General features: G+C 37.9%; 13 protein-coding genes and 1 pseudogene. 10 read left to right on the top strand and 4 right to left on the bottom strand.

Annotated features, from left to right (window positions below):
* Positions 1 to 1,046 precede the first annotated feature (1,046 nt).
* Both L652_RS0106245 and L652_RS0106240 read left to right on the top strand, forming a co-directional pair.
* A complete protein-coding gene (locus L652_RS0106245; RefSeq protein ID WP_024597416.1) occupies positions 1,047 to 2,240 on the top strand; it encodes a porin in 1,194 nt (397 codons plus the stop codon).
* Positions 2,240 to 2,701 (top strand): hypothetical protein, encoded by a 462-nt coding sequence (locus L652_RS0106240; RefSeq protein WP_024597417.1) that lies wholly within the window; start codon positions 2,240 to 2,242, stop codon positions 2,699 to 2,701. The genes L652_RS0106245 and L652_RS0106240 overlap by 1 nt, the downstream gene beginning before the upstream one ends.
* A 40-nt stretch (positions 2,702 to 2,741) precedes the next feature.
* Here L652_RS0106240 and L652_RS0106235 read toward each other — a convergent pair whose 3' ends face one another.
* Positions 2,742 to 4,835: an EAL domain-containing protein gene (locus L652_RS0106235; protein WP_024597418.1), complete on the bottom strand. Its 2,094-nt coding sequence runs from the start codon at positions 4,833 to 4,835 to the stop codon at positions 2,742 to 2,744.
* 259 nt (positions 4,836 to 5,094) lie between these two features.
* Here L652_RS0106235 and L652_RS0106230 point away from each other — a divergent pair, with 259 nt between their 5' ends.
* The 8 genes from L652_RS0106230 to L652_RS0106195 all read left to right on the top strand — a co-directional run bounded on the left by L652_RS0106230 (position 5,095) and on the right by L652_RS0106195 (position 11,119).
* Positions 5,095 to 6,027, top strand: a complete 933-nt coding sequence (locus L652_RS0106230) for a hypothetical protein (protein ID WP_024597419.1) — start codon at positions 5,095 to 5,097, stop codon at positions 6,025 to 6,027.
* A 26-nt stretch (positions 6,028 to 6,053) separates the two neighbouring features.
* Positions 6,054 to 6,953: a DUF350 domain-containing protein gene (locus L652_RS0106225; protein ID WP_024597420.1), complete on the top strand. Its 900-nt coding sequence runs from the start codon at positions 6,054 to 6,056 to the stop codon at positions 6,951 to 6,953.
* Positions 6,954 to 6,956: 3 nt separating this feature from the next.
* Entirely contained in the window at positions 6,957 to 8,678 is a 1,722-nt protein-coding gene (locus L652_RS0106220) for a polyamine aminopropyltransferase (protein ID WP_024597421.1), read from the top strand.
* A gap of 79 nt (positions 8,679 to 8,757) precedes the next feature.
* Complete coding sequence (locus tag L652_RS0106215; RefSeq protein ID WP_004335098.1) at positions 8,758 to 9,171, top strand: DUF2170 family protein; 414 nt, start codon at positions 8,758 to 8,760, stop codon at positions 9,169 to 9,171.
* Positions 9,172 to 9,195: 24 nt separating this feature from the next.
* Positions 9,196 to 9,888 (top strand): PspA/IM30 family protein, encoded by a 693-nt coding sequence (locus tag L652_RS0106210; protein ID WP_004335088.1) that lies wholly within the window; start codon positions 9,196 to 9,198, stop codon positions 9,886 to 9,888.
* Between the two features lie 74 nt (positions 9,889 to 9,962).
* A complete protein-coding gene (locus L652_RS0106205; RefSeq protein WP_024597422.1) occupies positions 9,963 to 10,601 on the top strand; it encodes a hypothetical protein in 639 nt (212 codons plus the stop codon).
* Complete coding sequence (locus L652_RS0106200; protein ID WP_024597423.1) at positions 10,598 to 10,918, top strand: hypothetical protein; 321 nt, start codon at positions 10,598 to 10,600, stop codon at positions 10,916 to 10,918. The genes L652_RS0106205 and L652_RS0106200 overlap by 4 nt, the downstream gene beginning before the upstream one ends.
* Before the next feature lie 15 nt (positions 10,919 to 10,933).
* The gene (locus tag L652_RS0106195) at positions 10,934 to 11,119 is read left to right on the top strand and encodes a hypothetical protein (RefSeq protein WP_024597424.1); all 186 of its coding nucleotides are present in this window, start codon (positions 10,934 to 10,936) and stop codon (positions 11,117 to 11,119) included.
* Between the two features lie 29 nt (positions 11,120 to 11,148).
* Here L652_RS0106195 and L652_RS0106190 read toward each other — a convergent pair whose 3' ends face one another.
* The 3 genes and pseudogenes from L652_RS0106190 to aspA form a co-directional block, all read right to left on the bottom strand.
* Positions 11,149 to 11,550 (bottom strand): hypothetical protein, encoded by a 402-nt coding sequence (locus L652_RS0106190; RefSeq protein WP_024597425.1) that lies wholly within the window; start codon positions 11,548 to 11,550, stop codon positions 11,149 to 11,151.
* A gap of 10 nt (positions 11,551 to 11,560) precedes the next feature.
* Positions 11,561 to 12,094 carry a hypothetical protein gene (locus tag L652_RS0106185; RefSeq protein ID WP_024597426.1) on the bottom strand — a complete coding sequence of 178 codons (534 nt, stop codon included), beginning with the start codon at positions 12,092 to 12,094 and terminating at the stop codon, positions 11,561 to 11,563.
* A 109-nt stretch (positions 12,095 to 12,203) separates the two neighbouring features.
* A pseudogene (gene aspA / locus L652_RS0106180) lies at positions 12,204 to 12,560 on the bottom strand (aspartate ammonia-lyase); the annotation flags it as partial.

Below are 12,560 nucleotides of genomic sequence, written 5' to 3'. Positions count from 1 at the left end.
TCCATGCCGAACTCAGTAGTGAAACGAAACAGCGCCGATGATAGTGTAGCATTTGCTATGTGAAAGTAGGACATTACCAGGCTTCAAATTGTAGAGAGCCCGACTAGAAATAGTCGGGCTTTTTTACGTCTGAAGAAAAGTGAAATGTGCGCAATTAATACACACTCACATCAACACCTAGCACGTAGGTCGGGCGTAGCGACTCTCGACGTTAAAATCACAACAAAACCCCTCAATAACTCAGTCGGCCAATAGAGTAGCATTTGCTACGTGACTCTCCACCGCTGTGGGCACCACGACATTTCCAAGCTTCAAATTCTAGAAAGCCCGAATCTAACGATTCGGGTTTTTTTACGTCTGCAGAAAAGTGAAGTGCGCACAATTAACACACTTTCACATCAACACCTATCACGTAGGTCGGGCGAGCATAGCGACTCCCGCCGTTAAAATCACAACAAAACCCCTCAATATCTCAGTCGGCCAATACAGTAGCATTTGCTACGTGACTCTCCACCGCTGTAGGTATCGTGACATTACGGAGGCTTCACATTGTAGAAAGCCGGGATTTAACGATTCGGGCTTTTTTACGTCTGCAAAAAAGTAAAGTTTGGGTGGGTTTTTCATATATCGGATTATAATTAAATCAATTACGCTTTATCAAACACCCACATTAAACACTCAATCCTAGTGAACGACATGAATTAAGAATCTGTTTTATCTCCTACTTAGTTGATAAGTATCTATATAAGTATAATTAAGCTCTATCTCAGTAATATTCAAGAGGGGTGAGGTGCTTTTCCATGTAAATAGTATTACCTAGATGCTTAATGTTTTTATAGAACACATATATTGTTCCAACATGTAATTCATTGACTATAATGATTAATCCTAGTTATGACTTTGCTAGCTAAGCTTAGATAGCGGTAAAATGCGCTACTTAAAATAATTAAATAATTGATTATCCGAACAGGTGAGTTATTTCATCGTTAGCATAATTAATCTTCACTGTATTTTGCATAATTCAACAAAGGATTTAATTTTCTCTGATGCGATATAAAATATCTTGGTGCTTACTTTTTACCACTATGCTTACTCATTTTTCTGCTTTTTCTAATGAGTTTGAATTTTCTGGTTATGCTCGAGTTATTGGTGGCTACTTAGACGAAAAAAATGTCGAATATAAGGGATATGAAGACAGTCTTAAATTTTCTCCATCTAGTTTAATTGGATTCCAAGGCGAGTATCAGTTTGATGATAAGTGGTCTGCAACAGCTCAATTTTTGTTAAGAAGCAATAACACAACAGCTTCCGATAACTCAGGGTTAGAGTGGTTATATTTAACATATAGACCGACAGATAATATTCAAATAAAACTCGGAAAGTTACGCACACCTTTTTTTACCATGAGTGACTTTTCGGATGTTGGTTTTGCGTACCCATGGATCAATCCACCTCAACAAGTTTATGATACTTATTTATTTAAAACGTTTAATGGCATAGATGCTGTTTATAAATTTGGTGCAGAAAACTTTGATTTGAGCTTTGAAGGTTACTATGGTGAAGAGTCGGGTGATATAGGGATTGGCGCCTTAAGAACGGGCTTTGAAGTTGATAATCTTTTAGGGTTCATTGGTAAGATTAATATTGAAAACTTAGAATTTAGAGTTTCCCGTTATAATGGGAATATCAAGCTTGATATTGATGAGATAAGACAGCTAGAAAATGTGCTTAATAGCCTTTATTTTACAAAAAGCGCCAGCTCGGTAAAAACAAAAGGTAGAGCACATGCAAATCAATTTGGCGTAATTTACGACAATTTAGATTATTTTTTTAGAGGTGAATGGGTCCGCATTAAAACTGATTTGGGGATAGTGCCTATAATTCAAAGCTATTATTTAACTGCCGGTGTTAATCATGCTCCTTTTACTTACCACTTAACATTTGCAGATAGCGACGTAGAAACTCGTTCTGCTGAAAATGAAATTCCGTTAGGTATTAATAGCGACTTAGATCAACTTGCATATGGGTACAATCGTATTTTTGATGAATCTACGCCTGATTCAATTAAGAGTTGGACGGTTGGTGTACGCTGGGATGTGCTGCCAAACCTTGCCTTAAAAGCTGAGTTTTCAACCCTAGAAGGTGACGATGTAAAAGACTCGTTTTTCGTTACTCCTGATGACTCTGATTTTGATAAAAAAACTAATCTTTATCTTATTGGTTTGGATTGGGTGTTTTAATGATATTTTTTAAACCTATTAATAACATTAAAAAAATAATGATGCTCTTTGTAGTCGCTAGTAGCCTATTTGGTTTTAGCATTTCAGTTTATGCAGAAAATACAAACCCCTCGAACGTCATTATTGTAGTAAATACCACAGATAAAAACTTATCTTTTAGTAAGCAACAAATTCGCCATATTTATATGGGCGGAGCTATGAGCAGACAATTTAAAGCAGTTAACCTATTTGTCGGCAATCCGCTTAGAATAAATTTTAACACTAGGATGGTAGGTCTTACTGAATCTAGAATACAAGCTTATTGGGCCCAAATGCGATTCACGGGGCGCAGCAAGCCCCCTGTCGAATTTGAGTCTACAGAAGAGGTTATAGAGTACTTACTAACCGTTGAAGACTCAGTAGCTTACCTTCCAGCAGGAATTACTATACCTAAAGAGCTCACCATAATTGCACTAAATTAAAAGTAAGCCGTTTGCTTAGTAAAAAATCAATTGCACTGAGTTATTTTGAAGTTATTGTTAGTTCTTTAAATAATATTTTCGCTCGTTCAATTGCGTGTGGTAGTTGTGCAATGCACACTGGTTTTGCAAAGTAATAGCCCTGCATTTCATCACTACCATTTGATACTAGGTAGTTAGCTTGGTCGGTTGTTTCAATTCCTTCGCTACATATTTTTAAACCAAGGCGTTGGCCTAAATCGAGTATTGCTTGTAATACTGCAGTGTCTTTTGCTGAGCTTGCATATTGATTTACAAACATTCGATCTATTTTTAATGTATCAATTTCAATTTTAGTAAGGTAACTCAATGAAGAGTAACCTGTGCCAAAGTCATCTAATGCAATTGAGCCTCCCATAACTTTAACTTGATTAAAAAATTGATTCGCGTTTTCAAAATTTTCTAAATAGCTTGATTCTGTTATTTCAAACTGAACATTTGAAATATCGACGCTATGTTCAAGTAGTTTACTTTTTACAGTATGAATGAAGTTATGATCTTTTAAGTCATGGCTTGAAAGATTCATTGAGACGAGTACATTATTCCCCATAAGTTGTTTTAGCATTTGCACATCTTTAAATACTTGTGTGATCACCCATTGGGTAATCGCTTTTATTTTACCTGCTTGTTCCGCTATAGGTATAAACTCACCAGGAGAAACAAAGCCTAGCTCTTTGCTTTGCCATCTTATTAAGGCTTCTAAGCCTTGAGCTTCGCCTGTATTCGACATTTTAAGCTGATAAAATAACTCAAATTCATTTTGCGCTATTGCGTGAGATATTAAGTTAGCGACTTGCGCTTTTCGTTTGTTATCTTCAAGCATTTTATGGTGGAATATTGTATATGCGCCTTTGCCTTTTTCTTTTGATGTGTACATTGCAATATCGGCATTACTGATAAATGTATTTATACCAAATTCAGCTTCTTTGGCACTTGCAATACCAATACTAATACCCGCTGGTACGTCCCACTCATTTATAGTGAATGGCTCTTTCATACCCTCAATGATACTTTCGGCAATATCTATAACAATAGATTGCTCAGTGATATTAGGTAGCATAATTAAAAACTCATCACCGCCTAAGCGTGCAATTATGTCGTTACTACGCAGATAACTTTTCACTTTTTTAGCCACAGCTTGTAAAAGCATATCTCCGGTTTCATGGCCTAGGGTGTCGTTAACGCCTTTAAAACTATCAACATCAAAGAACATAATCGCAACGTCTTGATCGTTACTTTTACTACTAGCCAGCTCGAGTTTGAGTAGGTCCATAAAAAACATGCGATTAGGTAAACCTGTTAATATATCGTAGTTGGCGAGGCGCTCCATTGAATGCGTTTGTACTAAAAGTTGTGCGGTATGTTTATGATTGGTTTGAACTTGGGAGTCAATTGTTTGTAGTAATGCATTAATGTCGTTACCAAGTTGAGATACTTCATCATGACCAGTGACTTGGTATTGAAGCTTATAATTTGTTGATTTTTCAACTTTCTGTGTGAACTTCGAGAGCGCTAAAAGTGGGCTTAATAAACGCTGATATATCCAAAATGAAATAATAATGGTGAGTGCAATAATTAAAACAACAAATGGAGCTGCACTATAAAAAAGGCTAATTTTACTTTCATTCAGTGGCTTTTTAAAGTCTTGCACAATGAGCAAATATCCAATAGGAAACTGCTCCTCCCCAATTGCCTTTAAGGCCACTAGTCCTTCATTGGTTATTGTAACCGCATAAGGTAAATTTTTTGGTTGAATACTTATAAGTTCAGGCTTAAAGCTCTCAAGCTCTAAATAGTTAGGGTGGACATACGATTGGATTAATTGCCAGTCAGCGTCAAATACATTAACAAACTTAATGTGTTCATATCGATCAAAACCGAGCAATTCGGTGGTTATAGAGAACAAATCAACTTGCTCAGACATAACACGTAATAAGCTATCGGAAATATTTGAAGACATTGCATCTAAGTTTTGTTTAACAGATTGGCGATATAAATCTTCGTGTTCATTAATCGCGAGGAAAAAAACTAAATTTGCGCTAAATATAATTAAAACCGTTGTTATTATAATAAATTTATATCGAATACTATGAAGCATCAAATCTAACCCTTAACCATCATTTAATTATGTTTTAGTTATTATTGTGTAATCAGGCAATCCATAATTACAAAAAAGTTACTGACTACGCCCTTTGTAGCACTAAAAGCTTAACATTGAGAATGCTTTTAAATTCATATACTAAATATAGCTGTTTATTTAATTTTGTACTGACTTACTTTGTTGCAATTTCATTCTTGGTTTAATAAGTGACCTGTGTAAAACTACCTTAGTTAATTTAGTAAATCAGGTGACATGAATGTCGAATATTAAAGCTTGGAAACTTATAAGCCTGTTTTGTTTGTTCGCAGTGCTTATGGGTTGTCAATCTAAAGAAGAGCAGCTGCAACAAACAATTCAAGAGTCTATTAAAAAAGCAGATACAGAGCTGTCACAGCTTGGTACTGCGCTTGATAATGGGAATGTGCGCAATGCTGTATTACTTAAAGAATATGGCGAGCTCCTTAAAAAACAACAGCCAGAGCTTACAAAAGTTGTTGATGTAATTACCCTTGATGCAACGCGCCGAGGCGCACTTTATAGTGGTTTAACACAGCGACTTAAAGATATTAAAGGAACTTACTTAATTCCTCCTTACGAAGATACGTTGCATAGTATTGATTTGTTGCGTGATGCGTCTAAACCTACGCTATTTTCTGATGCGTTAACCGATCCTATTAATATGCTAGCTGATATGTCCAAAGGCACTTTAGCGCGTGTAGGCGCAATTAGTAAGCAAGCTGAAGGTGAGGGTGTTGGTAACCAAATGGTAGGTAACCCTAACTATGGTAACTGGCAAACAAATAGTAATGGTATTAGCTTTTGGCAATGGTACGGCATGTACCGTATTTTAGGCGATGTATTTGACCGTGTTGAATATGGTAGTTGGAGCAAGCGCCGAAAGTATAGTTATTACAATGACTATGGCCGTTCGCGTTATTCAAGCCCTAAACAAATTAAAACCCAAAGCGCGCTAGAAACACGCACGCGCCAAACATATCAACGCCAAGGTAAGCAGTTTACAAGCCCTTATGCGAGTAAAAAAACAGGTGCATCCGGTTTAAGCCGTAGTAGTTATACGCCACCAAAAAGCCGCAGTAGTTATTCTCGTTCGAGCAGTTATAACAATAGCTCAGGATCGGTGCGTGATAGCGGTAGCAGAACCTCTCGTGGCGTGAGCCGTGGTAAGTAAAAGAATAAAGTTGGAGTTAGAATAATATGTATGAATTTAATGGAATAACTATGTGGTCGCTACAAGCATTGGCGATTGATTTTGCAATTATTGTTTTATTATTTGTAAGCCTTAAATATATAAAAGGCTGGGTTTCAAACTTACACGCAAATGATGAAATAACAGAGCGTGATAACTTTGCTTTTGGTATTAGCTTTGCCGCTGGTTTAGTGGCACTGGCGATTGTATTAACAGGTGTAAGTAGTGGTGCTTTTGCTGCAACACTGCAACAAGAAGCACTGCAAATGTTAGCTTACGGCGCATTAGCAATTGTACTTATTAAGTTGGGTCACTTTTTTCAAGATAAAGTAGCGCTTCGTAAAGTAAGCCTGCACGACGAAATAGTTAAAGGTAACGTTACAGCTTCAATAATTGATTTTGGTCATGTTGTTAGCGTTGCAATAGTTATTCGCTCAGCACTTTTATGGGTGGCTACTGATGGCTGGCATGGCCTTCCAATTGTAATTGCTGCCTTTATTATAGGTAGTGTTGTATTACTACTTGTTAGCCAGTACCGAGTGCAGTTATTTAAGCGTACAAACAAAAGTGGCGACTGCCTACAACAAGCAATTGTTGATGGTAACTTAGCTGTGGGTATTCGTTACGCTGGATTTTTAATAGGTAGTGCATTAGCTATTACAGCTGCAACGGGTGTTGCGCCATACGCTGCTGATAACATTAATGCGAGTTTACTATACTGGGCTATTAGCGCTGTAGTGAGCCTTGTCGCATTTATTATTTTGCACTTAGTGACAATTAAAATAATTTTATCTGGTTGCGATATTTCAGATGAAGTTAATCGTCAAAAAAATGTAGGTGTAGCAGCTATTTCTGCAGCAGTATCATTTGCTGTAGGTATCACTATGGCAACCTTACTAGGCGCATAATCAGTGTCATCAACCAACACTCCCCCAAGTAAGTCTCGCTTACTTGGGCACGATATATTACTAATTACTGTTATGGCCGTGCTTGCTGGGTGCGGCCTTATTTATGAATACTTACTGTCTCATTATGCGGGCCGTGTACTTGGCTCAGTAGAAAGCGCTATTTACGCCATGATCGGTACTATGATTGTAGCAATGGGCTTAGGCGCTTTTTTAGCGCGCTGGTTTAAAGATGCATTTACCGCTTTTGCTTGGCTAGAAAGCATTATTGCTTTGGTTGGCATGGGCTGCATTTTAGCGATAGCGGGTGTAATAGCTGTAAGTTATTCTCTTCCTCATTTATTTTCGAGCATTTTTAACTTACCCCCAGACGTTGTACTTAATGGTTACGTATTTCAAAAGCTACAAGAGTGGTCACGTTTTCTACCTTATGTTTTTGGTTTAATACTGGGTTTATTTATTGGTATGGAAATACCGCTTATAGCGCGCATTCGTCAGCACGTTTATGGCCGTTTTTTAGAAAACAACGCAGGGACTATTTATGGTGCCGATTATATCGGTGCTGGTATTGGTGCAGCCATTTGGGTAAGTATCATGCTCTCAATGCCTATAATGCAAGCTGCAGCGTGGACGGCGTTATTTAATATCATCGCAGGACTCGCTTTTTTATGGCGTTACCATGCCCATGTGCGCTTTGCTAAGGCACTTTTAGTTTGCCATATAGTACTGTTGGCATTGTTTGGCTTTATTTTAGTATTTGGCAGTAGCTGGATGAACAATCTAAGTAATGTTTTATACAAAGATAAAGTAATTTATTCGCAAGCAACTAAATACCAACACGTAGTTTTAACCGAAAGGTTAAGCAAAAACCAACCTCAGCCAATTACCGATTTATATTTAAATGGGCGTTTACAGTTCTCAAGTATTGATGAGCAAATATATCATTCAATGCTGGTTTATCCTGCAATGCTTGCCTCTAACAGACACGACCGTGTATTAATAATAGGTGGTGGTGACGGGCTTGCACTTAGAGATGTTTTAAAATGGCCTGTGAGTGAAGTAACGTTAATAGATTTAGACGCGCAGCTTCTCAATTTATTTGGTCATAAAGACGGTGACTTTACCCCGCCAGAGCACATCAATAAGCGATTACTACAGCTAAACAATAAATCGATGCAAGACTCGCGAGCCAACATAATTGTGGGTGATGCATTTTTAGAAGTAGAAAAGCTGCTTGATCAATCTAAGCAGTTCGACACTATCTTAATTGATTTACCGGACCCAAATCACCCTGATCTAAATAAAATGTACAGTGATTACTTTTATAATCATGTACGTCAGTTATTAGCACCCGATGGCGCAATGGCGGTTCAATCAACTTCACCTTACCACGCTAAAAAAGCGTTTTTAAGCATTGCTAAAACAGTTAAAGCCGCAGGGTTTGAGTATGTTGAGCAGTATCAGCAAAACATACCTTCGTTTGGGCAGTGGGGCTGGACTATAGCCACTAAAATGGGTCAGTCGGCTAGTGGCCGTATTAATGATGAGACGGCTATGCCTGTGCCATCAAGATGGATTAGTAAAGAATATTTATTGGCAAGTTTTGTATTTCCTAACCACTACTTTGAACAAGTTAAAAGTATTGAGGTCAATAGGTTAGGATCTGGTCAGCTTTATGATTACTACCGAACTGCATGGCAAATAGAAAGCGAATTGTATAAAAACTAACAAAACATGGTTGACATAATATGTCGACCATGAGAATCTTAACTCAGACATAATATGTCAAACGACAAAAGGCAGAGACATGGAATTAAATGAACTTTCAATAAAATTAGCTTCTTTTGAAACTGAAGGCGCTAACTTTGAGTCTTTCTTGATTGCCAACCCAGGCGAGCAAGATGTTTTACAAGTCATTGTTGATGGAAATGATGAACTTCCAATTTTTGTTACACAAACGCAAGAGCAGTTGTTATGTATTAGCTACTTGTTTGACGAAGATGAAGTTAAGAGTGAATTACGCAACGAGTTAAACGAAACATTACTACGTTTAAACGTGCCAATTCCACTGAGTGCATTTGCTAAAATCGATAACAAATACGCGATTTTTGGTGCACTGTCGGTAAATTCATCATTAGATGACGTTACCCACGAACTAGTGACTTTAGCCGATAACGCTATCGATGCACTAGAAGCCGTGACCTTGTATTTAAACGATTAATAGCCAGTTAGTGGAGTTAAGATTATGAGTATTTTAAAAAAATTATTTACAGCAGTACGTGGCGGCGCTCGTGAAGCAGGCGAAGCAATTGTAGACAAAAATGGCATCCGTATTTTTGAGCAAGAAATTGCAGACGCGCAAAATGCACTTCACCGCGCTAAAAAAAGCCTTACAGAAGTAATGGCTAAAGAAATGCAAACTAAGCGTAAAATTAGCGCTGTAGATGCATCAATCGCTGAACACGAAGCGTATGCAGGCCAAGCTCTTGAAAAGGGCAACGAAGCGTTAGCATTAGAAATTGCAGAAAAAATTGGTGACTTTGAAGCTGAAAAAGCCGAAAACGAGCAAGTATTATCTGGCTTTAGTAACCATATTGTTGCACTTAAGCAGCAAGTTAAAGATGCTGAAAAATCGATTAAAGAGAATCAACGCCAGCTTACAATGGTTAAAACCACTGAAAGCGTACAGCAAGCAACAATGGCTGTTAACAGCACGCTTAATACAAACAGCTCGTCTATGACATCGGCTCGTCAATCGCTTGAACGTATTAAACAGCGTCAACAAGATCGTAGCGACCAGCTAGGTGCTGCAAAGCAACTTGAGTCAGACGTAAATGGCGATGACTTAAAAGCAAAAATGGCTGAAGCAGGCATTGGCGACACAAGTCCAAAAAGTGCTGATATTTTAGCTCGCATCAAAGCGAAGCAAAATAGCTAACCATTACGTTTATACTTTAAAAAGGTAACCGAGTTTTGCTCAGTTACCTTTTTTGCTTAGAAGGCAGCCTTCCTATGTTTAATTTTTTCAAATCTAAAAAAGAGCCAGAGCGTCAGCTTAATCATCCGAGCGAGCTTAAAAAAGGCGACATGTTTAGCGTTATCGACTCATTTGCTTATCCGGCATGGTTAAAAGGTGAAACGCTACGTGTTACTGATATTCAGACTTACCAATATCAGCACAGCAGCGATACTGAATTTGTACTTGAGACAAATAGCGGCCAAGTTGTATTTTTACAAATTGAGCAAGATGACGGCGAAGAGTGGGCTAACTTTTCTATTAAAATTCAGCGAAACGAAGTTGAAGAGATATTTGGCCTTGATGAGTTTGCGCGTATTTTTGATGAAGAGTCGTTAACCCACATTACAGTGCAAAATACACCAGAGCGCTTTATGCAGTTTTTAGCTAAAAGCTATCAACAAAGCGAGTCGCCTTATGTGTGTTATTTCCATAATAAAGATTACCGCAACCAAACTTTGCCTCGTTATGAGCAAGAAGGTGGTGAGCCATGTGAAATGATTTGTTTAGCATCAGATAATGAAGGCTTTGGTTTAAATATCGAAATTTGGGATGGCGGCGAAACCGAAGTATCGCTAACGCTCATGCGTCCAATGTCTGATATTGTAGACTTGTTTCCCGGAGATGCTAAGTGAGTGATGCTAAAGACAAGTGGTTACGTCAGGAACAAGCTGTACGTGCCACACAAATGGCATTTGATCTAAGCAGTGAAGTTCAAAAGCTGATAAAAAAGCAAGCTATTGACCAAGAGTTAACGCCGTCAGATATGATCCGTAAAATACTTGGCTTAGATGTAAAGTCTAAAAAAACGCGTCAACGTTTATCGTTTAATTTAAATGATGATGAGATTGCGCAACTAGCCAGTCGCTTTGATGTCCCAAGTGATGATAAGCGAGCCGTAAAACAACAAGTAGCTGACTTACTAATTGCTCACACTAAAAAAACTAAGTAGTTGCACTAGATTATTATGAATATTACTCTAATTGCTTATCTACTTATTTTTGCGTTGTTTGGTACTGCGGCGAGTTATTTTGTACGCTTTATTTATGCATATTGGGTGCTTAAAACAATGCCCATGAAGTACATTATAAAAGCGGGTATTTGCGTAGTGCTGGTTGTTGTAATTTCAGCGTTAATTCCGTATTTAGGTTAACGCTGAAATTAGCTTATATGCGACCGTTTTTATTTTATATCAAACGACTGGCATTGGTGATTAATACACAGCGATTGCACTTCAAGTACTGGTGAACAATCGGTTAAGCCTTGTGCTTTATTTTGTATTTTTTCTTGTTTTGTTATTTGTTGAGCAAGCTGTTCTGCTTCTTCTTGAGATGTGTTCAGCGTTGAATAAACAGCATACTTACTCGGTCCGCCGCATGCGCGGGCGCCCACTTCAAGTACTTTGCACTGAAAGCTTGCAGTGCAGCTGTTATTACTCACCATATTATTCAGATCATAGTTTAAGTCAGATAAGTTTTTACTTTGCTCATTTGACGTCACAGTACTAGCACAACCACTTAGTAGTAAAATGCTGCTAGCAATGCTTAAAATTGATAGTTTAATTGCCGATGGTAAACAACTCATAACGTTATCCTTAAAATGCACTTACCGCTGAACCTTCAAGTTTAACACATTTATTTTCAACACACTGCGTGCTTGGCGTTGTTAAATGCTGACAAATGCTCATCATCCCTTTTTGTGAATTATAGTTACTTTCAAGCTTAGTAATTTTATCGCTAAGGGCTGCTACTTGTTTTTCAGACGCTGATTTTGTTGAATACACAACAAAGCTACTTGGCCCGCCACACGCGCGACTGCCTACTGCACTTATTCTGCATTGAGTGCTGGTATCACATTGCTTATCTGTAATTAGCGTATTTAATTCGGCTTTAGCTGTTTTTATATCGTCTATTGAAACGTTTTTTAAATCAGCTTTTGGTATTTTTTCAGCAACTACGTTCTTTTTAGTATTTTCTTGTAATTGAGTGTTTTCTTTTAGCTTTTGTAGCTCTTGCTTTGGTGCTTCAGCTTCTGAGGTTATTGTTACTTGCTGCGTTTCAGTTGGCGTTTTATCTAAGCATGCAGTTAAACAAAGTGGTAAAAGTATGGCTAACAATGGGGTACGCATAACAAACCTTGATAGTGATGAAATATTCATCACTATCATACACGGTGCATTTTTTACGGCAATAAAAACTATATTATCAAGTAATTAAAGCCGTGAAAAATATCGTTTATTAAAGTCCACCCTGCGTTAGTTTGGTGGGATTAAGTAGCTTTTCGAGTTCACTGCGTGGTAAATCGGTTTCTTGTTCGGCTACATCAATAATAGGGCGGGCTTCCTTATAAGCCTGCTTTGCTATTTTTGCTGCTTTTTCATAACCGATCACCGGATTGAGCGCAGTCACTAAAATTGGATTTTTAGCGAGTGCTTTATCTATATTAGGCTTATTTACTTTAAAGCTGGCAATGGCTTTATCGCCCAATGCTTGTGCGCTATTGGCAAGTAATTCTATGCTTTGCAAAATATTATACGCAATGACTGGCAGCATAACGTTTAGCTCAAAATTACCCGCTTGGCCTGCTACTGTAAT

This window comes from Pseudoalteromonas sp. TB25, assembly GCF_000497995.1.
Classification (GTDB): domain Bacteria; phylum Pseudomonadota; class Gammaproteobacteria; order Enterobacterales; family Alteromonadaceae; genus Pseudoalteromonas; species Pseudoalteromonas distincta.
The sequence above is the reverse complement of the archived record's forward strand: the minus strand, read 5'-3'. Positions and strand labels throughout refer to the sequence as shown.